The organism is Hylemonella gracilis ATCC 19624, assembly GCF_000211835.1.
GTDB classification, from domain to species: domain Bacteria; phylum Pseudomonadota; class Gammaproteobacteria; order Burkholderiales; family Burkholderiaceae_C; genus Hylemonella; species Hylemonella gracilis.
Genome location: NZ_AEGR01000006.1, coordinates 45,166 through 70,627, shown reverse-complemented (window position 1 = coordinate 70,627; position 25,462 = coordinate 45,166). Strand labels below are relative to the sequence as shown.

Sequence of the window (25,462 nt, the reverse complement as noted above, 5' to 3'; positions counted from 1 at the left end):
CCGGCGGCACTGGCGCCACCGATAATGGCGGCCTGTATGAGCAAACACATCTACCTCTATTCCCCCTCCGGCGCGGTGCGCGACAAGGCTGCCTTCAAACGCGGCATCCAACGCTTGAAAGCCCTGGGCCCTGCCATTGGCACCGAGATTGAGGTGGAAGTCGACGAAGCCGCCTTGGCGAGCGAGCAGCGTTTCGCTGGCGATGACGCCACCCGCTTGGCGGCCATCCGCCGGGCCGCGTCCAGCGGCGCGGATGTGGCAATGATCACGCGCGGGGGGTATGGCCTGACACGCATCCTGCCGGACCTGCCGTTCAAACACATCCACAGAGCCATCGAGCGCGGCACCGCTTTCGTCGGACTGAGTGACTTCACGGCCTTTCAACTCGCCGTGCTGGCCCAAGGTGGCGGGCAGGGTGGGATCACCTGGGCAGGCCCTGCCTTGCTCGAAGCTTTTGGGACAGAAGCTGAGCCCGACGACATCACGCAGGCTTGCTTTGAAGACCTGCTGCTGGGACAGGGCGAGGGCACTGGCTGGAGCTTGCCGCGGACCCGTGAATCCGACAAGACGGCGGCAGGCGCGTGGCAGGCACGCCGATTGGAAGACACCGCCCGCCTCAAGGTGGAGCACGCACCGCTGTGGGGCGGCAACCTGGCCGTGTTGGTGTCGCTGTTGGGCACACCGTACTTCCCGTCATCGGCACAGACCGAGGGAGGATTGCTGTTCCTGGAAGACGTGGGCGAGCACCCCTATCGCATCGAACGCATGCTGACTCAACTGCTGCACGCAGGGGTATTGAGCCGGCAGCGAGCCATCCTGCTCGGCCACTTCACTGACTACAAGCTGACACCGCATGACAAAGGCTTCAAGCTTCAAAGCGTGGTGAACTGGCTGCGCAGTCAACTCAAGGTCGCCGTGCTCACCGGCCTGCCCTTCGGACATGTGCCCACCAAGGTGCTGCTGCCTGTCGGCGCCTGCTGCGATCTGCTGGTGGAAGGCCGGGAAGCGCTGCTGGTCTGGGGTCACGCCCATGCGCATGACCACCACGAAGATCACTCCCATTGACCTTCACGCCCATGCGGAGCGAATCCGCAGTCAGTGTCCGGTGGCTCACTGCGTCCGCATCACGGATGCATCCCTGACGGCTGAGGCGCGGTGTAGGCGCCGCTCATAGCTCAGCAGATAGCTCCAGGCCCAAAGAAGCCGTGGCATTGCATCGGCGTCCATGAACGCGAGTCATGCAGCGAGGCAAGCTGGTCTGACGCCATCCATGCGCAAACCGAATACGTCTGCGTTGATGAAGCTACGTGGCGGATCATCCAGGGAAGGCTGAACCGCGCCTTCCCCAATTTGGACCCCGTGGTCCGTGCCAGCACGGTTATGAGCTAACAGCCAGATATTCGTTGGAATCTCGAGGGGGCCAGTCGAGAATGCGCGCCATACCACCTTAGGAGATTCCTCATGGCAACGCTACGCGCGATGCATGGCCATTTAGTTATTCGGCAAGAACATCGCGCTGATGTTCACGATCGCATGCGAGCACAGAGGTCATCGGGCTGACACGAGAACAGGATGAAATCTCCTCGTTCTTTGATCCATGAGCTTTCAACTCTTGTCGAGTTCAACCCCCCCAAAAGGGTTAGCAGACTGTTGCAATTCTCTCGTCGAGGCATGCAGGTCAGGCACGAATCTTGTACTGCTGTTCACGCCAACTTGGATGCAAGAGATCCATGCGTGAACAAGCAAGCAGTGGTACTTGGTGATGTGCGAGAGCGTGTGCAGCGGCCCCCAAGAACAGGAGATGAACAGTTATGAAAATGAATAGTTTAAAAATTGGAACCCGCCTGGCGCTGGCGTTCGCCTTGGTGATCGTCTTGCTGCTGGCCAGTCTGGCCGCAGGCCTTTCGGTGCTGAGCCGCGTGGACCGCACCATGGATCAATTGGTTCAGGACCGGTACGCGCAGATCGCGCTCAGCAATGCGATCAAGGACGTGGGGGACAAGGGCATCATCACCATCGGTCGCATTCTGTTGGCCAACACGCCCGAGCAAACCAAGAAGTACATGGACGACTACGCGGCGTTGCGCACCATCAACACCGAGAACTTCGCCAAGTTCGAGAAGCTCCTGCACACCGACGAAAGCAAGGCGATCTTCGCCGAGCAGTCAGAGGCCCGCAAAGCCTATGGCGCGGCCGTCCGCAACTTCTTCGATCTGTTGGCCGCAGGCAAGCGCGAGGAGTCCATGGCGGTCTACCAAGGCGACATGGCCAGCCTGCAGCCTCGCTATTACGCACTGATCGACAAGATGGTGGCGCACCAAGAAAAGGGCATGATTGCCGATGTGGCTGAGGCCAAGCGCGCGGCCGACAGTGCACGCATCGGCATGTTGGCGTTCTCGGTGATCGCGGTGCTGCTGGGGATCGTGACCGCGGTCATGATCACGCGATCGATCACACGACCGATTGATCGGGCCATTTTGATGGCCGAGTCCGTGGCGCTAGGCAACCTCACCTACAAGATCTCGGATGAAAGCCAAGACGAAGTGGGGCGCCTGATGGGGGCGCTCAAGCACATGGTGGACAACTTGCACCGGATCGTCTTGGAGGTGCGCAACGGCGCGGACAACATCGTCAGTGCCTCCCACCAGGTCGCACAGGGCAACCTGGATCTGTCCTCCCGGACCGAGCAGCAGGCGAGCGCACTGGAAGAGACGGCGGCCGCGATGGAGCAACTGACTTCGTCGGTGAAACTCAGCGCCAACAACGCCAATCAGGCCAACTCCTTGGCCTTGCAGGCGTCATCGGTGGCCGTCCAAGGCGGCGAGGTGGTCGGTCAGGTGGTGGCCACCATGAGTTCCATCGCCGATTCCTCCAAGCGCATTGTTGAAATCATCAGTGTGATCGACGGTATCGCATTCCAAACCAACATCCTGGCCTTGAACGCGGCCGTCGAAGCAGCCCGCGCTGGCGAACACGGCCGAGGGTTCGCCGTGGTGGCAGCCGAGGTGCGCAGCCTGGCGCAGCGCAGCGCGGTGGCGGCCAAGGAGATCAAATCCCTGATCGACAACTCGGTGCATCAAGTGGATCGAGGCAGTCAGATGGTGGACCAAGCTGGCGCGACGATGCAGCAAGTGGTCAACAGCATCAAGCAAGTCAGCCACATCGTGGCCGAGATCAGCGCGTCGAGCCGAGAGCAGAGTCAGGGCATCGAGCAGTTGAACGAAGCCATTGTGCAGATGGACGAATCGACTCAGAAGAACGCAGCGATGGTGGAGCAGAGCACGGCCTCGGCACATGCCATGCAGGATCAGGCCAATCAGCTCAACGAGGTCGTGCGGGCCTTCGTGCTGAATGGCAAGCCCCAAGCTCATGCTGGCAGGCACATGCTTGCGGCGGCACCCGCGCAACTTTTTTTAGCCGGAGACAACGGCCGGTAGACAGACCGGCATGACCCCGCGCTGCGCCTCATACCCGGGGCGCGGCCGGGCCCGTGCCATCCATGGCATGCGGCGCCCCAGAACGCGCCCCCATGGCGAACCCATCACCGCAGAGGCGGTGCAGGTTCGGTGCCACCTGTGTTTTAGGGAGAACGTTTCATGCGCAACCCTTCACTCGTGCAGCATTCACCGCTGCGCCGCCCCCATCTCGATACCGGCAAGTCCATCACCGAGGCACCCACCGGCTGGAATTCAAGCCAGCGCGTGCGCCCCGGTGTGCAGCGTCTGCTCGACGCCTTCCGCCAGAGAGGCTACCAGTGCGCCGTGTTGGACCCGCTGGAACATGCCCCGGTTGCGGACGAGGCGCTGCTCACACCCCAACGTTTCGGGCTGTCGCCGACCGAGGCGGTCACGGAGGATGGATCCCCCCTGTTGGGCGCGAAAACGGTGCAGGAACTGACAACGGCGCTGCGGGCTATCTATTGCGGCCACCTGACGCTGGATGCCAGCGCAGTGCGCGACGAGGCGCGGCTGGCCTGGCTGCATGCCGAGATGGAGTCGCCAGTCTCCGAGGACACACTGCCCGCCGCCATGACGGGCCTGGGGCTGCTGGCGCGGCTGGTGCACGTGCAAACCTGGGAGCACCACGTGGCGCGACGCTTTCCCCACGCCAAGCGCTTTTCGCTGGAAGGCTGCGAGGCCTTGCTGCCGCTGCTGGACGTGCTGACCGAGCAGGCGGGTGCCCATGGCGTGAGCAAATTGGTGTTGGGCATGCCACACCGCGGGCGCATCAATGTCCTGGTCAATCTGATGGGACGACCGGCCCTGGATCTGCTGACTTACTTCGACGCCAAGTACCCCCATCCCGAACAGCACAAGGATCTTCCTTACCACCTGGGAGCCCGGCACCGGGTCAGCACACGCCACGGTGACATCGACCTGGAACTCGCCGCCAACCCCTCGCATCTGCAGAGCGTGCAGCCGGTGGTCGCTGGCATGGCTCGCGCCAGCCAGGACCGTGGCGCCACCCACACCCCCCAGCAGACCCTGCCGGTGATGATGCACGGCGACGCGGCGCTGGCAGGGCAGGGCGTCGTGATGGAGTCGCTGGTGATGGGCCGGAAACACGGCTACAGCGTGGGCGGCACCGTGCACATCGTGATCAACAACCAGGTCGGCTTCACCGAACTGAATGTCATGGACGCAGAGCAACCCCGCTACGCCAGCGATGTGGCGCGCATCATCGATGCGCCCGTGCTGCGCGTGAGCGCGGACGCCCCCGAGCAGGTGCAACGAGCGGCCGAGATCGCGTTGGCCTACCGGACACGCTTTGGTAGCGATGTTTTCATTGATTTGATTGGCTACCGTCGCCACGGACATTCCGAGCATGATGTGCCGACACTGACGGCTCCAGCGCGTCAGGCCCGCATCGATCAGCTCTCAACCGTGGTGGAACGCTACGCCGCTGCGCTCTGCGACACGGGACGGGTGAGCGAGTTGGACGTGATGCGCGTTGTGGCGCTCAGCCGTGAACAAGCGATCGCGACCTTCGATCGCCCGCCCGCCGAAGCGCCCAGCATCGAAGCCCCCCGCCGCGCTGTGGTGCCTGCGCTGCCAGTGCCTGCGCTCGCCCAATTGCAAGGCATCGTCTCCACCTTGACGCAGTTGCCGGACGGTTTCCAGCCACACGCCATGGTGCAAGGCCTGATCAAGGATTGGCGAACCATGACCGCCCAAGCGGACGCCCGTTGCGATTGGCGTTTCGCCGAGAACATGGCTTACGCAACGCTGCTGCAGGCGGGCATCGGCGTGCGGGTGTCCGGCATGGATGTGCGCCGCGGCACCTTCATGCATCGCCTGGCAGTCTGGCATGGCCAACAGGCGGATGGCCGGGGGCCGTCGATGATCCAGCCGCTGGACCGTCTGAGCAACGGCCCGGCACGCTTTGAGATCTACAACTCGCAGCTCTCCGAGGAAGCGGTGGTGGGCTTCGAGTACGGTTACAGCCTGGACGAATCGAACCGCCTGGCGATCTGGGAGGCACAGTTCGGCGACTTCGTCAATGGAGCCCAGGTTTACATCGACCACTACATCGCTGCGGGCGAGGCGAAGTGGGGTTGTGCGTCGGGATTGACGCTGTTGCTGCCCCATGGTTATGAAGGGGTAGGGCCCGAACACTCCAGCGGGTTCCTGGGACGCTTTCTGCAACTGTGCGCGCAAGGCAATCTGCAAGTGGCCATGCCGTCGACCGCGTCGCAGTGGTTCCATCTGCTGCGCCGACAGGCCAGCCAGAGGCCTCGCCGACCGCTGGTGGTCATGAGCCCCAAGGGCAAGCTGTATGACGAACCTGATTCGCATACGCCGCTGCGAGAAATGCTGGACGGTCAGTTCAATCCGGTGCTGGACGACCCCAGGCCGCAGCCATGGGCCGAGGTGGAGCGGGTCGTGCTCAGCAGCGGCAAGCTGTACTACGACCTGGCGCGAGGGCTGCGCGAGGCTTCGGCGCGGGGCATCGCCTTACTGCGCCTGGAGCAGCTTTACCCATTCCCCCAGGCCGACCTTCGGACCCTGCTCAAGCGCTACAGCGGCTTGCGGGAACTGGTGTGGGCGCAGGAGGAAGAGCTGAACCAGGGCGCCTGGCCCTTCATCCGTGACGAACTGGCTGATGCGTGCCCTGAGGGGGTGCGGCTGCACTGCGCCGCACGGGACGGCACGGCGGCCGGCCCCACCGTGTCGCAGCCCATCCATCAGGCAGAGCAGCACCGACTGGTGAGGAAGGCCTTGGGGCTGTAAAAGCGCTTGGCGCACCTCAAGCGGGCCGCCGGTAGGCTTTTCAGGCTTGCCGGCGGCGGTTCAACGCAGACAGTGATGAGACAACCCCGCTGAACAGACTCCATCTCGAAAAAGTTATTTCAAATCAATAATTTAAAAGGTTATTTTGATGTCGAATTCGATGAATCCTAGAGTCCAGCCACTGGTTCTGCCGCAGCCCACACCAGCCTTCGCTCTGTTCGGGAGCAGTAGAAGTGGCTTAGGCGCGACCGCATCGATCTGACTACGTTTGGCCTTATTAAACTTAACATAATACACATCGTATAAAATAATAGAGTCGCCGTGATCGACTCCAAGCACCACCCCAGGAGTCTGAAAGTCTTTTGAAATCAAAGCTCTTCCCCGGGAGATTGATGCAAGCTTCAGCGATGGTTTTGAAGCGTGAAACCTTGGCGCAGACTGGCCATGCTGACGCACTGCCGTGCAGCCGCCGACCTTGATCGGGCAGCCAGTCAAAGGATGGCAGCGAAAATGGCTGGCGAGATTGAAATCCTCGCCGACGATATGGTGCGGGCGGGCGCTCAGGCTGGCGCAAGGCACCCGCTGAACAGCTGCTCGAAATTGCGGCTGGTGATCTCGGCGACGGCCTCAGGAGTCAGACCGCGCAGTTCGGCGATCTGCCGGGCCACGTGCACCACGTAGGACGGGTTGTTGGTCTTGCCGCGGTACGGGACGGGTGCGAGGTAGGGGCTGTCGGTTTCGATCAGCATGCGGTCCAGGGGCACGAAGCGGGCGACCTCCCTCAGTTCCTCGGACTTCTTGAAAGTCAGGATGCCGGAAAACGAGATGTAAAAGCCCAGGTCCAGACCGGCCCGGGCCACCTCGGCGGTTTCGGTGAAGCAGTGGAAAACACCGCCCGCGCTGCCAGGGGAGGCGTCCTCGCCCTCCTCCTTCAGGATGGCCAGGGTGTCTGCCGAGGCCTCGCGGGTGTGAATGACCAATGGCTTGCGCAGGGCCTGGGCCGCCCGGATGTGGGTACGGAAACGCTGGCGCTGCCATTCCATGTCGGCCACCGCGCGCCCACCTTTGCGCTCTTCCATCTGGTAGTAGTCCAGGCCGGTTTCACCGATGCCGATGACACGGGGCAGGCGGCCCCGGTTCAGCAAATCCTCCAAGCTGGGCTCGGTCACGCCCTCCTCGTCTGGATGCACGCCCACAGTGGCCCAGAACGCAGGGCCCTCGGCCGGGTTCGCATGGTCCAGCGCCAGGGCATGGACCGCCTCGAACTCCTCCAGCCGGGTGCAGATGCACAAGGCACGCTCGACGCCAGCGGCCCGCATCGCTGTGCGGATGGCGGGCAGGTCCGAGCGCAGCTCCGGAAAGTTCAGGTGGCAGTGGGAATCGGTGTACATGCGCAAAATCCGAGGAGTGCGGTTTGTGATCAGGCACGCAAGGTGCTGCTCGCGCGGCTCACCAACGCCTCCATCATCAAACCCTGGTTGTAGGGATGTTCCGACGTGCGCGCTTCCTGCACCAGTTCACGCTGCCAGTCCCGCAGGCGGCCCAGCGCGGCACCACTGGAAGCCGAGTCCTTGACGGGAGGTAGGTCGGCGGCATCGAAGTACCGCGGCGCGGCGCCCACGCGCTGACCCATCAGATCGTGGCAGAGCTTGTGCAGGGCGTCGATCAACTGGGCGGGGCTCCATTCAGCCACGCTGGTCAGTTCGCCACCCAGCATGGCACGGGGAAATCCTCGCCAGCGCGCCGGCTCACCGACCAAGACCGCGAGGCGCAGCGCATCCTCTGGTCGCCCGCCCGCGGCGCGCAACCAGACCTCGGCATCGAGCTCGCTCAGTCCTTGAGTTCGCAACCAAGCCAGGGCCTCGTCGGATGTGGGCCAGGCCAGTGCATGGCTCATGCAGCGGCTGCGGATGGTGGGCAGGAGCTGGTGCGCGGCCTCGGTGGCCAGCACGAAGCGGGTCGATGGCACCGCAGGCGGAGCCGCCACGTCGCTGAAGAGGCTCGGCCCATCGTTCGTGGCCATGTCGGGAACGACCTCCCCGGGCGGTTCCTCGAGCGTCTTGAGCAAGGCATTCGCCGTGATGGCGTTCATGCGCTCGGCGGGATAGATCAGCATGACCTTGCCACGGCCGCGCGCGCTGGTGCGCTGCGCGAACTCGATGGCATCCCGCATGGCGTCGACGCGGATCTCCTTGCTGGGCTTGCGCTCTTTTTTGTCGATCTCGCCCTGTGCTTTCTCGCTCAAGGGCCAGCCCAGTTCGAGCATGACGGATTCGGGCATCAGCACGCAGAGATCGGCATGCGTGCGCACATCGATGGCGTGACAGGACGGGCAATGGCCACAGGCGCCCCCGCCGCTCGCCCCATGGTCTCGGCCTTCGGGCACCACCGGGCTCTCGCACAACCAGGCGCGCGCCAAGGCGAGAGCCAAGCCGTATTGCCCGAGACCCGAAGGGCCTTGCAGCAGCCATGCATGCCCTGGGCGCGAGGCCAGATCAAGGCTCTGGCGAAGCATCCACGGCGGCAAGGGGTTGTTGTTTGTGGACTCGGCAGCAGGCTCTGTCATCTCAGCCAGCCTTTGCCGCGCACCACGCGCAGCAGTTCATCCCAAACCGCCTCGCGCGACTGCGCGGCATCCAGGCGCGCGAAACGCCCCGGATCCTCGGCCGCGCGGCGCGCGTACCCCTCGGCGACACGACGAAAAAAGGCCACCGGTTCGGCCTCGAACTTGTCGGGCGCGCGGGCGCCTGACAGGCGTTCAGCCGCCAGCTCTGGCGCCAGATCAAACCACAGTGTCAGGTCGGGCTGACGCAGACCCGCCGCGCCGGGCTTGGCCTGCACCCAGCGCTCCAGAGTCGCCAACACGCTGACATCCAATCCACGCCCTCCTCCTTGGTAGGCATAGCTGGCGTCGGTGTAGCGGTCGCACAGCACAGCGTCGCCACGCGCCAGGGCGGGTTCGATGACGGTCTGCAAATGGTCGCGTCGCGCCGCGAAGACCAAGAGCGCCTCGGTCAACGCGTCCATCTTCTCCGCGAGCACCAGGGCCCGCAAACGCTCGGCCAAAGGGGTCCCTCCAGGCTCGCGCGTGAGCGTGACCATGTGCCCTTGCTCGCGCAAGACCTGCGCCAGACGCTCGATGTGGGTGGATTTGCCCGCGCCGTCGATGCCTTCGAAGCTGACGAAGAAACCGCTCATCGCTGCGCGGGCGCGGACGGAGTGGGCGCGGCGGCGGGCCCGGTAGCAGGCGCTGGGGCGGGCGGCGACGCTTCAGGCGCGCTGGGCGCCTTCTCGTCCTTGACCGGTGCCGGCTCGGACTTGCCGTTGCGCTTGAGTTGGAACTCGCGCACGGCGCGGTTGTGGTCGCTCAAGGTGGTGCTGAACTCGCTGGTGCCGTCGCCACGCGCTACGAAATACAGAGCTTCGGTCTTGGCCGGCTTGACGGCGGCGAGCAGGGAATCCATGCCCGGCATCGCAATCGGCGTCGGGGGCAGGCCCGCGCGGGTGTAGGTGTTCCAGGGCGTGTCGGTCAGCAAATCGACCTTGCGCAGATTGCCGTCGAACTTCTCACCCAAACCGTAGATCACGGTCGGATCGGTCTGCAGGCGCATGCCGATGCGCAGGCGGTTGTTGAACACGCCAGCCACGTGAGCGCGGTCCTCGGGATGCCCGGTTTCCTTCTCCACGATGCTGGCGAGGATCAAAGCCTCTTCCGGGGTCTTGAGCGGGCTGCTGGGTTCTCGCAGGTCCCAGGCCAAGGCCAGGCGGCGGTCCATCTCCTGCTTGGCACGACGCAGCAAGGCCAGATCGCTGGAGCCCTTGGGGTAACTGTAGGTGTCGGGGAAGAAACGCCCCTCGGCGGGTACACCCGGATACCCCAGTTTTTCCATGATCTCGGACGCACTCAAACCGGAGGTCTCGGGCTGCAGGTCCGGCGCCGCTCGCAGGAGGGCGCGCCATTGACCAAAAGTCAGGCCTTCGGCCAAGGTCACGCTGCGCTGGGCCACTTCCCCCTTGACCAGCTTGGCCAGGAGCGTGCGCGGTGTCAGGTCCGGCGTCAGCTCGTAGTTGCCTGCCTTGATGCGCTTGGAGGCGCCAGAAAATCGCAACCAGCCATACAACAGCACGGGCTGGGTTTGCACCCCATTGAGGTTCAGGGTCTGCACGACGGCGCGTGCCGAGGCCCCGGGCGGAATGATGACTTCCACCATGCTGGCGCTGAGCTGTAGTGGCTGGTTCAGCCACCAGGTGGCCGCCGCCACCGCGCCCACCAGGGCGAGACTGACCAGCAACAGAAAGAAAACCACGAGATTCTTGAGCGTCCTGAACACAGACCCTGATCCGAATAGGTTGATGACGGGTGATGATAATTCAGGCCCATGAACCCCCTGCTCAACGGTATTTCCCCCCTGCCCCACCTGGGCGTCCTGCGCGCCTCGGGCGAAGAGGCCACCAAATTCCTGCAAAGTCAGCTGACCAACGACTTCGCCTTGCTGGGCGCGAACCAGGCCCGGTTCGCCGCCTTCTGCTCAGCCCAGGGGCGCATGCAGGCCAGCTTCATCGGCGTGAAGCTCGCCGCCGACGACATCCTGCTGGTCTGCAGCCAGGACTTGCTGGAGCGAACGCTCAAGCGCTTGTCCATGTTCGTGCTGCGCGCCAAGGTCAAACTCAGTGACGCGACCGCGAGCTTCGCCCTGTACGGCTTGGCGGGCGACGCGGTCCAGGCCCATACCCCGGGCGCTGGCGCGCTGCCCGCACCTTGGACCTGCCAGTCGGTGAACGACGAAACCCGTTTGATTCATCTGCACCCCGCGGTGAAAGGCGATGACCGGGCGGCACGTGCGCTATGGCTGGCCCCAGCGACAACACCGGCACCCGAAGCCACGGCGCTGGCGCATGAAGACTGGCTGTGGGGCGAGGTGCTCAGCGGCGTCGCGATGGTGAGCGCTCCAACCTTCGAGGCTTTCGTGCCTCAGATGCTCAACTACGAGTCCATCGAGGGTATCAACTTCAAGAAGGGTTGCTACCCCGGACAGGAAGTGGTGGCGCGCAGCCAGTTCCGGGGCGCGATCAAGCGGCGCGCACTGCGTGTGCGCAGCCCCGTGGCACTGAGCGCCGGACAAGACATTTTCGATGCGGCCGCACCGGAAGAAGCCTGTGGCGTGGTGGCACAAGCGGCCAAGGCGCCGCAGGGACAGCGGGGTAGCCCCGAGGGCGGCTTTGATGCCATCGTGGTGCTGCAGCTGGCCCATGCACAGGCCCAGCTACAAACCGCCGATGGCGCGGCGCTCACATCGCTGCCCCTGCCCTACGCCCTGCGTGAGGACATCTGAACGCGGCTCGGCCGTGGTCTGACCTTCGAAGCGATCGCTCAGTGGTTCAGCGATCAGTGGCTCAGTGGCTCAGTGAACGGACCATGGTGACGTGCGGAATGCCGACTTCCTCGTAAGGCTCCCCTCGCACCTCGAAGCCCAGTCGCGCGTAAAACCCTTCCGCGCTGCGCTGCGCATGCAACACCAAGGCGCGGTCACCCCGCTGCTGGGCGGCTTGCGTCAAGGCGGACACGATGTCGCGGCCAAGGCGGGTGCCGCGCAGGGCGCGATGCACGGCCATGCGGCCGAGCTTGCCCACGCCAGGTTCCTCGTCGCGCAAGAGCCGGCCCGTGGCCAGCGGCATGCCCAAACGGTTGAAGACCACGGCATGCACCGCCGTCTGGTCCGCCACGTCCCACTCCATCTCGGCGGGAATGCGCTGCTCGCGCACGAAGACTTCGGTGCGCACGCGCGAGGCGGCCTCGCCCAGTTCGGCCCAGCCGCCCACGCGCAAGGTCGTCAAGGCAGCGCCAGCCTCGGATCCCGCTTCAAAATCGGTCAGCAACTGCCGCAACTCTGCCGGTACCGGTCGCGAAGTCTGCGTCGCGGGATCGGCGTAGACATAAATCAGTTCGCTGCTGATCAGCAACTGCTCGCCCCGAAAAATGCCGCCAATGAATTGCAGGGATGAATTGCCGATCCGCGCGCAACGCAGGCCCACCTCCAGTTGATCGTCCATGCGCGCCGAGGCATGGAATTCCACCGTGGCTTTCTTGACGTAGAGATCTCCACCCAAGCGCTGCATGGCCTCGTCGTAAGGCAGGGCCAGGACGCGCCAATAGTCGCTGATGGCCGTGTCGAAGTACATCAGGTAGTGCGCGTTGAACACGATCTTCTGCATGTCCACCTCGGCCCAGCGCACGCGCAGGCGGTGGAGGAATCGGAAGTCCAGGCGTTTCATTCGGCTGCTTTCATTGGGGCTCAGGGGTGCAAGGCACCGCGCAGGGCACGGGCCGCGTCGGCCTGAGCCTGCAGGGCCTCGGGGATGGCGCGGCCCATCTTGATGAATTCGTGCGTCACGCCGCGATAGATGTCCAGGTCCACCGCCACGCCGGCGGCACGCAGTTTGTCGGCGTAGAGCAAGCCTTCGTCCACCAGGGGATCACATTCCGCCAGGCCCACCCACGCTGGCGCCACGCCGTCCACGTCGGGCGCCAGCAAGGGTGCGAAGCGCCAGTCTTCCCGGTCCTCACGCCGAGGCGCGTAGTGGTCGAAGAAATAGCGGATGGAGGCCGCGCCCAGCACGAAGCCTTCCGCGAAGGTCTGGTGCGAGGGCGTGTCCTGGTGCGCGGTGGTGCCGGGGTAGAAGAGCAGCTGCAGCGCCAATGGCAACCCCGCGTCACGGGCCTGAATGGCGCTGACCGCGGCCAGCGTGCCACCTGCGCTGTCCCCACCCACGGCCAGGCGCGACGCGTCGAGCCCCAGCCGATCGGCTTGAGCCGCATCGGCCAGCCACGACAAGGCGTCCCAGGCATCGTTCACCGCCGTCGGAAACCTGTGCTCGGGCGCAAGCCGGTAATCCAGGGACAGCACGGCGCACGCCGCCTGATCGGCCAAGCGTCGGCACAAGGCGTCGTGGCTGGCGACGCCACCGATGGTGAAGCCCCCCCCATGGAAGTACAGCAAGGCGGGCAAGCGTCCTTGCGTGGCGGTTTGTGCGGCGGTTTGCGGGGCGTACAGCCGGGCTGGCAGATGCGCTCCGTCATGCGTCGGTACCTGCACATCCTCGACGCGCGCGAGAACGGGACCTGGCACATCCAACACGCCCGAGCCCTTGGCGTACGCGAGCCGCGCCTGATCGGGCGGCAAATCATGCAAGGCAGGTTGCCGGGCGCGCGCGATGTTGTCGATGACTTGCCGCATGGCCGGACTCAGGAGGTCGCGAGGATTGCGGTCTTGCGGGGCACGCGTGTGCTGCATCTCGGGGGAAGAAGTGATGAATGGGTCGATGGCAAGGTCGGCGGACACGCCGCGGTCCATGCGCCGCCCAGCCCGACAGAGAGGACGGCTCATGAGGCACGAACTCGGAGCGTGCATCCTACAGGAGACAGCGCCTCGGAAAATCAGGCCGCGGACCGAGTACCGTGCGAGACAGCCGCCCAGCGACATCGGGCACGGCGGCCGCTAGAGTCGAGTCCGAACGCGCCGCCCTAAAACACACAACAAGGCGCCATCACTGCACAGGAGACGACATGGCACTCATCCAGTATGTCACCCAGGTCCAGTTCGATTTCGGCGCCATCCGGCTGCTGGCCCAAGAGTGTGAGCGGGTCGGCATCACCCGGCCACTCCTTGTGACCGACGCAGGAGTCAGGGCCGCAGGCATCGTGGATCGCGCCTTGGCGGCACTCCCGCACGGCCCCGGCAAGGCTGCGGTCCCCGTCTTCGACCAGACACCGCCCAATCCGACCGAGGCGGCCGTGCGCGCCGCCACGGCGCTGTACCGCGAACAGCGTTGCGACGGCCTGATCGCCGTGGGAGGTGGCAGCGCCATCGACTGCGCCAAGGGCGTGGCCCTGATGGCCACCCACGACGGGCCGCTGCAGCGTTACGCCACCATCGAAGGAGGTTCCGCCCTCATCACCGAACACGTTGCGCCGTTGATCGCCGTACCCACGACCAGCGGCACCGGCAGCGAGGTGGCGCGTGGCGCCCTGCTCATCCTGGACGACCACCGCAAACTCGGCTTTCACAGCTGGCACCTCGTGCCCAAGGCCGCCATCTGCGACCCAGAACTCACCTATGGACTGCCGCCGCTGCTGACCGCCGCCACGGGCATGGACGCCATCGCGCATTGCATGGAGACCTTCATGGCCTCGGCCTTCAACCCGCCGGCCGATGGCATCGCGCTCGACGGCCTGGCGCGCGGCTGGACCCACATTGAGCGTGCGACCCGCGATGGCCGGGACGGCGAAGCCCGTCGCCAGTTGATGAGCGCGTCCATGCAAGGCGCCATGGCCTTCCAGAAAGGCCTGGGCTGCGTGCACAGCATGAGCCATAGCTTGGGTGGACTGAACCCCCGCCTGCACCACGGCACGCTGAACGCCGTGTTCTTGCCGGCCGTGGTGGCGTTCAACGCCGGGGCAGACAGTGTCGCCCGGGAAGACCGGTTGCGACGCATGGCGCACGCGATGGGGCTGCACGCAAGCTCTGACATTCCCGTCGCAATCCAGGAGATGAACGCCCGCCTGGGCCTGCCAACGGGCCTGGCCGCGCTGGGTGTGACGTCGGATCAGTTCGCGGACATCGTGCGCGGCGCACTGGCCGACCACTGCCACAAGACCAACCCTAGGGAGGCGAGCGCCGAAGACTATGAGGGCTTGTTGGCGGCCTCGTTGTAGCGCCGGTAAGACTGCCGGTCAAGCGATCAGGAAGTCATAAAGAATTAAAGGCATAATGAAGTTATTCTTTAGCTTCTTTACGCCATGAACCTGCATCAATTTCGCTTTGTGCAAGAAGCGGTGCGGCGCCAGCTCAACCTGACTGAGGCGGCCAAAGCCCTGCACACCTCGCAACCCGGGGTGTCCAAGGCCATCCTCGAGTTGGAGGAAGAGCTGGGCATCGACATCTTCGCTCGGCACGGCAAACGCCTCAAACGCGTCACGGAGCCCGGCGAGCAAGTGCTGCGCAGCATCGAGGTCATCATGCGGGAGGTGGGCAACCTCAAGCGGATCGGCGAGCAGTACAGCGCCCAGGACAGCGGCACCCTCTCCATCGCCACCACCCACACGCAGGCGCGCTATGTGCTGCCCGCACCCGTGGCCAAGCTCCGCTCGGCCTGGCCCCAGGTCAAGCTATCGCTCCACCAAGGCAACCCGGACCAGGTCGCTCGCATGTTGATCGACGAAGTGGCGGAGATCGGCATCGCCACCGAATCCCTGGCCGACTACGATGAACTGGTCACCCTGCCCTGCTACGAGTGGGAACACGTGCTGGTGCTTCCCGCCCAGCATCCCCTGGCCAGCAAAGAGCGCCTGCATCTGGAAGACCTGGCTGCCGTGCCCCTCATCACCTACCACCCGACCTTCACGGGCCGAACCCGCATTGACACGGCCTTCGCCCAACGCAAGCTGAACCCTCAAATCGTGCTGGAGGCGATTGATTCGGACGTCATCACCACCTACGTCAAGCTGGGCATGGGTCTGGGCCTGGTGGCCGAGATGGCGGTGCGCGACCGGCCCTCACTCACCCACCGTGAAGCGCCCACCGACGCGCACGGAGATACTGGCGAATTGGTCGTGCGACCTCTGGGCCATCTGTTTGGGCACAACGTCACCCGCGTGGCCTTCAAGCGCGGGGCATACCTGCGCAATTTCGTCTATGAATTCGCCGAGCTCTTAAGCGCTCGCCTGCCTCGCGACCTGGTGCAACGCGTGATGCGCGGTGAGCACACGGAGTATGAGTTGTAGATGGCCCCCTCAGGCGCGGTGCGCCTTCCCCTGAACGCCACAAACTTTGGTGGCGAGGGACGCTCTCGGTGGCCCGACAGAGTCGGTTCCAAGTGAGCACGGGTCAAGACATCGATCACACCTTGATAACCTTCCTATGAATACAACGACGCCGTCTCTTCAGAGTCGCCTACCCAAGGTGGGCACGACCATCTTCACGGTGATGTCCGCGCTGGCGGCGGAGAAAAACGCGGTGAACCTCGGGCAAGGCTTCCCGGATTTCGAAGGCGATCCGCGCCTGGTTGACGCAGTGGCCGATGCCATGCGCAAGGGGCTGAACCAATACCCGCTGATGACCGGCGTGCCCGCCCTGCGCCAGGCCGTGGCGGCCAAGATCGCGGCGCTGTACGGCCACGCCTACGACGCCAACAGCGAAATCACCATCACCGCGGGCGCGACTCAGGCCATCCTCACGGCCATCCTGGCGGTGGTGCATCCGGGCGACGAGGTGATCGTGTTGGAGCCTTGCTACGACAGCTACGTGCCCAACATCGAACTGGCTGGCGGCGTCGTGGTGCGCGTGCCTTTGGGTTCATCCAGCGAGCCGGGTTCGTTCCAACCCGACTTCGACCGCATTGCCGCGGCCCTCACGCCCAAGACCCGCGCCATCATCATCAACACGCCGCACAATCCGAGTGCGACGGTTTGGTCGCGCGCGCACATGGAGAAGCTGCAAGCACTGCTCGCGCCCACCAACGTGCTGGTCATCGCCGACGAGGTGTATGAGCACATGGTCTACGACGGCCAGCAGCATGAAAGCGTGGCCCGGTACCCAGGTCTCGCCGCACGCTCCTTCATCGTCAGCAGTTTCGGCAAGACTTATCACGTCACGGGCTGGAAGGTGGCCTATGTGGCGGCGCCTGCGTCGCTGATGGCGGAGTTCCGCAAGGTGCACCAGTTCAATGTCTTCACCGTCAACACGCCGGTGCAACACGGCCTGGCCACCTATATGGCCGACCCGCAGCCCTACCTGACTCTGCCCGCGTTCTACCAGCGCAAGCGCGACCTGTTCCGCGCGGGCTTGGCAAAAACCAAGTTTCGGCTCTTGCCCAGCGAGGGCAGCTACTTCCAGTGTGTCGACATCTCCCAGCTGTCGGTGCCCGAGCGAAACCTGAGCGAGGCAGATTTCTGCCTGTGGCTCACCGCCGAAATTGGCGTCGCAGCCATCCCGCTGTCGGCCTTTTACGGCAACGGCCACGACCAGAAAGTCATCCGTTTCTGCTACGCCAAGAAGGACGAGACGCTCCAGCTGGCACTGGAGCGCCTGAGCAGGCTCTGAGGCTCGCTCGCGCGGGCAAGCAGCGCGCAATGGAGGACGCCGCGCCCTTGCAGGGGCGCGGGCACACACGTGGACTGACTCAGTCGCTGGCGCTGATGGCCAGAATCAGTCCCTGGCGCGCATGCTGGTACTGAACGCTCAGCATGCCATGCAAACGGGCCACCGCCACGGCCTGATCCGCATGCACCCGCCCGCGTTCGCCCAGCAAGGTGGGCAATGGCGGACTGGAGACGGTGGCCTCCTCCTCCGAGTCCGCGCCCAAAGTCTGGGCATGCTCCAAGTGCAGATGCAGACGTTCCTCCCAGACCAGCAGTCGCGCCAATCTGGCCAGCACGCTATTGGAGCGGGGGCACGGCGCGACCGAATTGGCTTGGAATGATTGCAGCCAAGGCAGCAAAGCTTCTCCCGGCATGGGTTGGGCGACCGCGTAGCCTTGAACGGCATCCACCCCGAGGATGCGTACCGCCGCCAGCAGGCCAGGATCCTCCACCCCCTCCAGCGCGACGCGCTTGCCCAAGGCGTGCCCGAGCCGCGTGAGCTGGTAGATGAAGCGCAGCACGTCGAAGGTATCGCGCTCGAGGTTCTGCACGATGCTGCGGTCGATCTTGATCAGGTCAAAGGGCATTTCGCGCAAACGCGCCAGGCCGCTGTAGCCCGCCCCGAGGTCGTCCTCGGCCAGCTTCACGCCCAAGGATTTGAATTTGTGGAACACCCCCACGGCGTCGGCGCCATAGCCGATGGCGCCGGTCTCGAGCAGTTCCAGCGTGAGCATCTCGGGCTCGCAACCTTGCTCGAGCAGGATGCTTTGCGTGACGTCGAAGTAGCGGGGATCGACCAAGGCACTGGACGGCAAGTTCAAGGACACCGACAGATCCAGACCCGCGTCCCGCCACCGCCGGCGTTGGCATAGCACCTCGCGCAGTCCGCGCGCGTAAAGTTCCACAAAATCACTCGGCAGCAAGGCCGCGAAAAACTCACCGGGCCCTAACAAACGGCCATCTTCGCGCAAGCGCGCCAAAGCTTCCACCTTGGTGACCTTGCCGGTCTGAAGATCCAGCAGGGGTTGGTAGTGCATTTCGAGTGCGTCGGTGCGCAGCAGGCTTGCCCAATGCTGGCGGGTCGCATACGGCACGACACGCGCGGGTCCATGTCGACCTTCAATGGACATCAAGGCGAACACGAGCAAGGTCTGCAGTTGCTCGATGAAGGATTGCTGATGCGTCGAACTGAAGCCGCCTGGCAAGGTGCAAAAAAGCGTCAGCACGAAGAAAGGCGGTCCATCGCTGGGTCCCACCGGGATGGCCACGCTGGAGCGATACCCTCGCTCACGCATCAGGCCACGCCAGCGCTCGGTGGCGGGGTCGGTGGCGAAATTGATGCAGCGCTGGACCTCCCGGGTGCGCCAAGCACGTGCGGTCGGGTCCTCGCTGACCTCGCTCAGCGAACCTCCCGCGAGCTGCTCGAATCGCACAAGGAAATCATTGGCCTGTCCCGACACGGCCTCGAAACGGAACAGTCCTCGGTTGTCTAGCCGACCAAAAGAACAAGCGGCGATTTCCCCATGTTCAGACAGACGCTGCGTCATGCGGTCTATCAGGTCGGTGTAACTCTCCACCTGCCAAACCAGCTGGGTCAGTTCCTGCGTCAGCTTGTGCCGCTGGATCTGCACGTCCTGATAGACCTGCATCTGCAAGGACAAGTCACGCATCAACCGCTGACCCAGCGCAGCGAGGGCACGGCCGTGTTGCACGCCTCCGACGTGATCACGCACCAGGGCAAGCAGAATTTCCGAGCCCAGGGTCAGATCGTCCCGGGCCACGCCCATGACCGCATGCTGCAATCCCAGGCGCCCCGCGAGCTCGCGATGCTTCTCCGCATCCAGGTTTGGGGCCGTCAAGGTCAGCAGGTATTCGCGCATGCGTGCCTTGAACTGCGTCTGCTCCGGCGGCGCCATGGTCAGAATCAGATCACTGATCGACGGAATCTCCGCGAGACTGCGGAACAGTTTTTCAACAATGACCTGAAGCTGGTCCTGCAAAACCGGCCGCATGCTCTGCAAGGCGTCTGCCCACGCCGCGCCATAAAGTCGACTGGCCTGTCTGCGCTCAACCTCTGAAACGCCCCAAGCCGCCGCCACAGGCGTATCACCCTCTGCTGACAAAATGGACTCCTCTGCACGCCTCGTCGGGCGCTTGAAGGGAAGCGCTCTGCTGGCGCTCTCTCTTTCCCTTCAACTTTCACATTCCCTAATGACTCTTTCAACCGTGGTGGAGTCCGACACTCCGGTCTTGATCACTTCCTGCGCTGTTACCAGCCTCCTGTCCTGACATTCCTCAACAACGTTGTCATTCTCCTTCATGATCCGCGCCATTTCGGCCGGACATGAACAAGCTGTGGTGGAAATCCATCATCACGAACGGATTGCACGACGACAGAGAGATGCACCCAACGGCCCCACTCTGTCTCATCGTCCTTCGGTGGCTCGACTTGAGTGCAAAGATGGTCAGCTAGGGAAAGCCATGAAGCGGCAGATGATGTTGCGCGACGTGGCGCATCGTCAGGCTCAAGCTGATCGTACTCTCGAAGATGCGCGACCGCCTCGAACATTCAGCGTCGAAGGTTCAGCCCAGACTCTTCAGCCTGGCCCTTCAGCCTAACCGTTCAATTGCTGCCACACCTTCTCGATGCGCTTGATGCTGACGGGCTGTGGCGTGCGCAGCTCCTGCGCGAAGAAACTCACGCGCAACTCCTCGAGCAGCCAGCGCAGTTCCTCCAAGCGCGCGTCGCTCGCGCCCTTGCGCTCAGCCAACAAGCGCAGGTAGCGCTGCTCCTGGGGCTTGAGCTCGGCCAGGCGCGCTGCGTCCCGGGCGGGGTCGGCGCGCCATTTGTCCAGCCGCAAGGTGATGGCCTTGAGGTAGCGCGCGTAGTGCTGCAGGGCTGGCCAGGGGGTGCCCGCCAGAAAGCGTTTGGGTAAGAGGCGCTGCAGTTGCTGCGTACAGTCCGCAACCACATCGGTCGCATTCTTGTTGTCCTTGATCTTGCGCAACGCGACCGCGTACTCGCTCAAAATGGTCGCGGCCAGGCGCGCCACCTCGTTGGCGATCAAGGTCAAGCGGCCGCGCCCTTCGTCCAAGCGACGCTTGAACTCGACCTCGTTCGCCGGCAAGGGCTCCAGCAGAAAGGCGCGGTCCAGCGCGACATCCAAGATCTGCGCACGCAGTTCCTCCAACGTGCCCAACGACAGATAAGCCACGGCCATCTTCTGCAAATCCGGGATGTTCTTCTCCAGGTACTTGAGTGCGTCGCGGATTTGCAGGGCAAAGAGGCGCCGCAGCCCCGCGCGGTGCTTGGCGGCGGCCACCTCGGGTTCATCGAACACCTCGAGCATCACGGCGTCGCTCACGTCCACCAAGGCCGGGAAGCCGATCAGCGTCTGCCCGCCTTTTCTGATTTCCATCAGCTCAGGCAACTCGCCAAACGTCCAGGCCAGATAACGCTGGGCCGCGTCGGCCGCAGGGCTGCTGGATGCCGCGGCCCGAGGCAAGCGGGTGGTGTTCTTGCTTGAAGCAGGAGCCTGGCCTGGCTCAAGCCCCTTGCCCGCGGCGGCCTGCCCCGGTCCAACACTCGACCCAGCGCGTTGCGCCGGGGCATCCGACGCCATCGGAGCCGATGCCGCCACCTTGAGCGCCGCCAGCGCCTGGAAGGCGCCGCGGGCCTGCGCGCCCAGTTCGGCCTTGAGGGCGCCGAGGTTGCGGCCCTGGCCCAATTGACGGCCATGCTCGTCCACGACCCGCAGGTTCATGAACAAGTGGGGGCTGAGCATGTCGAGCTTGAAATCCGCGCGCTTCACATCCAGGCTGGTCAAGTCGCGCACCCGTTTGAGCAGGGCATCGGTGAGGCTGCCTCGTCCAAAGTTCTCTGGCTGCCCCAGTTCCTCGGCCAGGCGGGCGGCCGACTCGGGCAAGGGCACGAAGCGGCTGCGCGGCTTCTGCGGCAGGCTCTTGAGCAAGGCTTGGATCTTCTCCCTGAGCATGCCTGGCGCCAGCCACTCGCAACGTTCTTCGCTGACTTGGTTCAGCACGAACAGCGGCACCGTGACCGTCAGCCCGTCGCGCAGGTCTCCGGGCTCGTGCAGGTAACTGGCCGCGCAATCCACGCCCCCCAGGCGCAAGGTCTTGGGAAAGGCGCTGCTGGTGACCCCCGCCGCCTCGTGGCGCATCAACTCCTCGCGGCTCAGGCGCAGCAGGTCGGGTTGGTTGCGGCTTGCTTCACGGTACCAGCGCTCGCACTCGAAACCGCTGCAAATGTCGGCCGGCAGATGCTGGTCGTAGAAGGCGTAGATCAGCTCTTCGTCCACCAGCACGTCCTGCCGTCGGGATTTGTGCTCCAGCTCCTCCACCTCGCGGATGAGCCTGCGGTTGGCGGCCAAGAATGGCAGCTGGGCATCCCATTCGCCGGCGACCAGCGCCTCGCGGATGAAGACTTCGCGTGCAGCCACGGGATCGACCCGCCCGAAATTGACGCGCCGCCCGCTGTAGATGAGCAGGCCATACAGCGTCGCACGCTCCAGCGCGACCACTTCCGCGGCTTTCTTTTCCCAATGCGGATCAAGCAACTGCTTCTTGAGCAAGTGCCCCGCGACCTGCTCTAGCCACTGCGGCTCGATGGCGGCGATGCCGCGGCCAAAGAGCCGGGTGGTCTCGACCAGCTCGGCACAGACAATCCAGCGACCTGGCTTCTTGGAAAGGTGCGCGCCAGGATGGCGATGGAACTTGACGCCACGCGCGCCGAGGTAGATGTCCTCCGTCTCGTGCTTGCACCCCACGTTGCCCAGCAGACCGGCCAGCATGGACAGGTGGATCTGCTCGTAGGTCGCGGCCGACTGATTCAGACGCCATTGATGCTCGGTCACCACCGTCAGCAACTGGCTGTGGATATCGCGCCACTCGCGCACGCGGCGCACATTCACGAAGTTTTGGCGCAGCAGCGCCTCGTACTGTCGGTTGCTGAGCTTGTGTTCGGCCACGGCACCCGCCGGTCCGACGTCCGGCTTGCCACCGCGCGCCTCGTGCAGCCATTTCCAGAGCTTGAGGTAGCCGGTGAATTCGCTCTTGTCATCGTCGAACTTGGCGTGCGCCTGGTCGGCCTGGGCTTGCGCTTCCAACGGTCGGTCGCGCACGTCCTGCACGCTGAGGGCGCTGGCAATCACCAGCACCTCCTCCAGCGCCTGGCGGTCCCGCGCTTCCAGAATCATGCGACCGACGCGCGGGTCCAGCGGCAGCTTGGCCAGCTCGCGGCCCAAAGGCGTGAGTTCGTTCGCCTCGTCCACTGCCCCCAACTCAGCGAGCAACTGGTAGCCATCGGCAATGGCGCGGCCCGATGGCGCCTCAAGGAAGGGAAAATCCTCCACCGAGCCCAGATGCAGGGACTTCATGCGCAGGATGACCCCCGCCAGCGAAGACCGCAGGATCTCGGGCGTTGTGAAACGCTCGCGACCGTTGAAGTCCTGCTCGTCATAGAGACGGATGCAGATGCCGTTGGCCACCCGTCCGCAACGGCCAGCGCGCTGGTTGGCGGCCGCTTGGCTGACGGGCTCGACCAGCAGCTGCTCGACCTTGCTCCTGAAACTGTAGCGCTTGACGCGTGCCGTGCCGGTGTCGATGACGTAACGTATGCCAGGCACGGTGAGCGAGGTCTCGGCCACGTTGGTGGCCAGCACGATGCGGCGCCCCGTGTGGCCATCGAACACCTTATCCTGCTCGGCTTGGCTGAGCCGGGCGAACAGCGGCAGCACCTCGGCGCTGCGCTTGATGGGGTCGTGGCTCAGGTGCTTGCGCAGGTGGTCCGCCGCTTCGCGAATCTCGCGCTCGCCGGGAAAGAAGACGAGGATGTCGCCAGCCGCGTGGCCTTGCCACAGTTCGTCCACCGCATCGGTGATCGCGTCGTTCACGTCAAATTCACGCGACTCCTCGAAGGGCCGGTAGCGCATCTCTACGGGATAGGTCCGACCGGACACATAGATGATCGGAGCAGGAACGGGAGCCGAACTTTCACCCTCTTCATGAGTTTCGCCGGCCCTCGCAGGGAGGTCCCCCGACCTTGAACGACCCGGGGTCGAACGGTTTTTCGGTGCCGAGGCAAAGTGCCTTGCAAACCGGTCCGCATCGATCGTGGCCGACGTCACGATCACCTTGAGGTCGGGCCTGCGCGGCAGGATCTGCCGCAGGTAGCCCAGCAGGAAATCGATGTTGAGCGAGCGTTCGTGGGCCTCGTCGATGATCAGGGTGTCGTAAGCATTCAGCAGCGGATCGGTCTGGGTTTCCGCCAGCAAGATGCCGTCCGTCATCAGCTTGACCGAGGCGTCCTTGCCCAGTCGGTCGTTGAAGCGCACCTTGTAGCCCACCACCTCGCCCAGCGGCGTCTGCAGCTCCTCCGCAATGCGTTTGGCCACGCTGGATGCCGCGATGCGGCGCGGCTGGGTATGGCCGATCAGCCGCCCGCGCTGGCCGGCAGGGTAGTTGAGCTTGCCGCGCCCAAGGCTCAGCGCGATCTTGGGCAGTTGCGTGGTCTTGCCCGAGCCCGTCTCGCCACAGACGATGATGACCTGGTGGGCCTGCAGTGCGGCGGCGATCTCGTCGCGTTTGGCCGACACCGGCAGCGACTCGGGAAACTCGATTTTCAGCGTGGAGGAACTCAAGGGAAAACTTCGTGGAGAATCCGCGATTATCCCTGCCCGCACGCCGTTCCACCGTCCATTCTTCCTCGCGCCCACGCATGTCAGCCGTCTTCAACTTCACCTTCGTGCCCTGGTTCCGTTCGGTCGCGCCCTACATCCATAAATTCCGCAACCAGACCTTTGTCGTGGGCGTTTGCGGCGAGGCCATCGCGGCGGGCAAATTGCCGAACCTGGCTCAGGACTTGGCCCTGATTCAGAGCATGGGCGTGAAGATCGTGCTGGTGCACGGCTTTCGCCCCCAGGTGAACGATCAACTCAAGGCCAAGGGCCATGCCGCGCTGTATTCCCGCGGCATGCGCATCACGGACGAAGTCGCGCTGGATTGCGCGCAGGAGGCCGCGGGCCAGCTGCGCTACCAGATTGAGGCCGCTTTCAGCCAAGGCTTGCCCAACACGCCGATGGCAGGCGCCACGGTGCGTGTGCTATCGGGCAATTTCATCACCGCGCGGCCGGTCGGCATCGTGGACGGCGTGGATTTCCAGAGTTCGGGCTTGGTGCGTAAGGTCGACGTCGCCGCCATCCAGCACACCCTGGACATGGGGGCCGTGGCCCTGCTCTCGCCCTTCGGTTTTTCACCGACGGGCGAGGCTTTCAACCTGACCATGGAGGACGTGGCAACTTCGGTGGCCACGGCCTTGCACGCCGACAAGCTGATCTTCATCACCGAGATTCCGGGCCTGCGCCTGCGACCGAACGAACCGGAGTCTGAAGACAACCCCATCGACACCGAGCTGCCCCTGGCCGCCGCTGAAAAACTGCTGGCCGAATTGCCGCCGCCGGAACAACCCAGCGACGCCGCCTTCTACCTGCAGCATTGCATTCGCGCCTGCAAGGGCGGCGTGGAACGCAGCCACATCATTCCCTACGCGGTCGATGGCTCCCTGCTGCTGGAGATCTACGTGCACGACGGCATCGGCACCATGATCGTGGACGAGAAGCTGGAGGAACTGCGCGAAGCCACGGCGGATGATGTGGGCGGCATCCTGCGCCTGATCGAACCGTATGAAAAGGACGGGACGCTGGTCAAGCGCAGCCGCACGGAGATCGAGCGCGACATCGGCAACTACACCATCATCGAACACGATGGGGTGATCTTCGCCTGCGCAGCCCTCTATCCCTACCCCGAGGCGCACACGGCCGAGATGGCGGCCTTGACGGTCTCCAGCGAATCCCAGGGCCAGGGCGATGGGGAAAAAGTGCTCAAGCGCGTCGAACAGCGAGCCCGAGCCATGGGGCTCAAGAGCATCTTCGTGCTCACCACGCGCACCATGCACTGGTTCATCAAGCGTGGCTTCCAGCAGGTTGATCCAGACTGGCTGCCCGAGGCCCGACGCCGACTCTACAACTGGGACCGCCGCAGCCAGGTCTTGGTGAAGAAGCTGACCTGAAGTGACGCA

Annotated in this window: 17 protein-coding genes; 8 read left to right on the top strand and 9 right to left on the bottom strand. The window is 64.3% G+C overall.

What is annotated here, in order from left to right; genetic code table 11:
* The first annotated feature begins 36 nt into the window (after positions 1-36).
* The 3 genes from HGR_RS00655 to HGR_RS00645 all read left to right on the top strand — a co-directional run bounded on the left by HGR_RS00655 (position 37) and on the right by HGR_RS00645 (position 6,230).
* Positions 37-1,065 (top strand): LD-carboxypeptidase, encoded by a 1,029-nt coding sequence (locus HGR_RS00655; RefSeq protein ID WP_006296104.1) that lies wholly within the window; start codon positions 37-39, stop codon positions 1,063-1,065.
* A gap of 746 nt (positions 1,066-1,811) precedes the next feature.
* Positions 1,812-3,437, top strand: a complete 1,626-nt coding sequence (locus HGR_RS17920) for a methyl-accepting chemotaxis protein (RefSeq protein WP_006296103.1) — start codon at positions 1,812-1,814, stop codon at positions 3,435-3,437.
* Positions 3,438-3,596: 159 nt separating this feature from the next.
* Positions 3,597-6,230, top strand: coding sequence for a 2-oxoglutarate dehydrogenase E1 component (locus tag HGR_RS00645; protein WP_006296102.1), 2,634 nt, complete (start codon positions 3,597-3,599; stop codon positions 6,228-6,230).
* A gap of 132 nt (positions 6,231-6,362) precedes the next feature.
* Here HGR_RS00645 and HGR_RS17155 read toward each other — a convergent pair whose 3' ends face one another.
* The 5 genes from HGR_RS17155 to mltG are packed head-to-tail and all read right to left on the bottom strand — an operon-like array spanning position 6,363 to position 10,537.
* The gene (locus HGR_RS17155) at positions 6,363-6,809 is read right to left on the bottom strand and encodes a hypothetical protein (RefSeq protein WP_138922343.1); all 447 of its coding nucleotides are present in this window, start codon (positions 6,807-6,809) and stop codon (positions 6,363-6,365) included.
* The gene (locus tag HGR_RS00640; RefSeq protein WP_006296101.1) at positions 6,791-7,621 is read right to left on the bottom strand and encodes a TatD family hydrolase; all 831 of its coding nucleotides are present in this window, start codon (positions 7,619-7,621) and stop codon (positions 6,791-6,793) included. The genes HGR_RS17155 and HGR_RS00640 overlap by 19 nt, the downstream gene beginning before the upstream one ends.
* 29 nt (positions 7,622-7,650) lie before the next feature.
* The gene (locus HGR_RS00635; RefSeq protein ID WP_039851830.1) at positions 7,651-8,796 is read right to left on the bottom strand and encodes a DNA polymerase; all 1,146 of its coding nucleotides are present in this window, start codon (positions 8,794-8,796) and stop codon (positions 7,651-7,653) included.
* Positions 8,793-9,428 (bottom strand): dTMP kinase, encoded by a 636-nt coding sequence (gene tmk / locus HGR_RS00630; RefSeq protein WP_006296099.1) that lies wholly within the window; start codon positions 9,426-9,428, stop codon positions 8,793-8,795. The genes HGR_RS00635 and tmk overlap by 4 nt, the downstream gene beginning before the upstream one ends.
* A complete protein-coding gene (mltG, locus tag HGR_RS00625; protein ID WP_138922342.1) occupies positions 9,425-10,537 on the bottom strand; it encodes an endolytic transglycosylase MltG in 1,113 nt (370 codons plus the stop codon). The genes tmk and mltG overlap by 4 nt, the downstream gene beginning before the upstream one ends.
* A 72-nt stretch (positions 10,538-10,609) precedes the next feature.
* On the opposite strand from mltG, the gene ygfZ reads away from it, so the two are divergent.
* A complete protein-coding gene (gene ygfZ / locus HGR_RS00620) occupies positions 10,610-11,563 on the top strand; it encodes a CAF17-like 4Fe-4S cluster assembly/insertion protein YgfZ (RefSeq protein WP_006296097.1) in 954 nt (317 codons plus the stop codon).
* 61 nt (positions 11,564-11,624) lie between these two features.
* Here ygfZ and HGR_RS00615 read toward each other — a convergent pair whose 3' ends face one another.
* Both HGR_RS00615 and HGR_RS00610 read right to left on the bottom strand, forming a co-directional pair.
* A complete protein-coding gene (locus HGR_RS00615; RefSeq protein WP_006296095.1) occupies positions 11,625-12,503 on the bottom strand; it encodes a YbgC/FadM family acyl-CoA thioesterase in 879 nt (292 codons plus the stop codon).
* 20 nt (positions 12,504-12,523) lie between these two features.
* Positions 12,524-13,522, bottom strand: coding sequence for an alpha/beta hydrolase (locus HGR_RS00610; RefSeq protein WP_039851860.1), 999 nt, complete (start codon positions 13,520-13,522; stop codon positions 12,524-12,526).
* A gap of 272 nt (positions 13,523-13,794) precedes the next feature.
* On the opposite strand from HGR_RS00610, the gene HGR_RS00605 reads away from it, so the two are divergent.
* From HGR_RS00605 to HGR_RS00595, 3 genes are all read left to right on the top strand, one after another.
* Positions 13,795-14,943 (top strand): iron-containing alcohol dehydrogenase, encoded by a 1,149-nt coding sequence (locus tag HGR_RS00605; RefSeq protein WP_006296093.1) that lies wholly within the window; start codon positions 13,795-13,797, stop codon positions 14,941-14,943.
* Positions 14,944-15,027: 84 nt separating this feature from the next.
* Positions 15,028-16,011, top strand: a complete 984-nt coding sequence (locus HGR_RS00600; protein ID WP_006296092.1) for a CysB family HTH-type transcriptional regulator — start codon at positions 15,028-15,030, stop codon at positions 16,009-16,011.
* 136 nt (positions 16,012-16,147) lie between these two features.
* Complete coding sequence (locus HGR_RS00595; RefSeq protein WP_039851826.1) at positions 16,148-17,329, top strand: pyridoxal phosphate-dependent aminotransferase; 1,182 nt, start codon at positions 16,148-16,150, stop codon at positions 17,327-17,329.
* Positions 17,330-17,408: 79 nt separating this feature from the next.
* Here the strand turns inward: HGR_RS00595 and HGR_RS00590 are convergent, their stop codons facing one another.
* Complete coding sequence (locus HGR_RS00590; protein ID WP_006296090.1) at positions 17,409-19,379, bottom strand: EAL domain-containing protein; 1,971 nt, start codon at positions 19,377-19,379, stop codon at positions 17,409-17,411.
* A 603-nt stretch (positions 19,380-19,982) separates the two neighbouring features.
* Complete coding sequence (gene hrpA, locus HGR_RS00585) at positions 19,983-24,068, bottom strand: ATP-dependent RNA helicase HrpA (RefSeq protein WP_406564747.1); 4,086 nt, start codon at positions 24,066-24,068, stop codon at positions 19,983-19,985.
* Positions 24,069-24,103: 35 nt separating this feature from the next.
* On the opposite strand from hrpA, the gene argA reads away from it, so the two are divergent.
* Positions 24,104-25,453 (top strand): amino-acid N-acetyltransferase, encoded by a 1,350-nt coding sequence (gene argA, locus HGR_RS00580; RefSeq protein ID WP_006296087.1) that lies wholly within the window; start codon positions 24,104-24,106, stop codon positions 25,451-25,453.
* The last annotated feature ends 9 nt before the right edge of the window (positions 25,454-25,462 follow it).

Coding starts and splice junctions, on each gene's coding strand:
- HGR_RS00640 (WP_006296101.1), bottom strand. CDS start 7,621: ATGTACACCGATTCCCACTGCCACCTGAACTTTCCGGAGCTGCGCTCG.
- HGR_RS00600 (WP_006296092.1), top strand. CDS start 15,028: ATGAACCTGCATCAATTTCGCTTTGTGCAAGAAGCGGTGCGGCGCCAG.
- argA (WP_006296087.1), top strand. CDS start 24,104: ATGTCAGCCGTCTTCAACTTCACCTTCGTGCCCTGGTTCCGTTCGGTC.
- HGR_RS00655 (WP_006296104.1), top strand. CDS start 37: ATGAGCAAACACATCTACCTCTATTCCCCCTCCGGCGCGGTGCGCGAC.
- ygfZ (WP_006296097.1), top strand. CDS start 10,610: ATGAACCCCCTGCTCAACGGTATTTCCCCCCTGCCCCACCTGGGCGTC.
- HGR_RS00635 (WP_039851830.1), bottom strand. CDS start 8,796: ATGACAGAGCCTGCTGCCGAGTCCACAAACAACAACCCCTTGCCGCCG.
- tmk (WP_006296099.1), bottom strand. CDS start 9,428: ATGAGCGGTTTCTTCGTCAGCTTCGAAGGCATCGACGGCGCGGGCAAA.
- HGR_RS17920 (WP_006296103.1), top strand. CDS start 1,812: ATGAAAATGAATAGTTTAAAAATTGGAACCCGCCTGGCGCTGGCGTTC.
- HGR_RS00615 (WP_006296095.1), bottom strand. CDS start 12,503: ATGAAACGCCTGGACTTCCGATTCCTCCACCGCCTGCGCGTGCGCTGG.
- HGR_RS00605 (WP_006296093.1), top strand. CDS start 13,795: ATGGCACTCATCCAGTATGTCACCCAGGTCCAGTTCGATTTCGGCGCC.
- HGR_RS00590 (WP_006296090.1), bottom strand. CDS start 19,379: ATGCGGCCGGTTTTGCAGGACCAGCTTCAGGTCATTGTTGAAAAACTG.
- HGR_RS00595 (WP_039851826.1), top strand. CDS start 16,148: ATGAATACAACGACGCCGTCTCTTCAGAGTCGCCTACCCAAGGTGGGC.
- HGR_RS00645 (WP_006296102.1), top strand. CDS start 3,597: ATGCGCAACCCTTCACTCGTGCAGCATTCACCGCTGCGCCGCCCCCAT.
- HGR_RS00610 (WP_039851860.1), bottom strand. CDS start 13,522: ATGCAGCACACGCGTGCCCCGCAAGACCGCAATCCTCGCGACCTCCTG.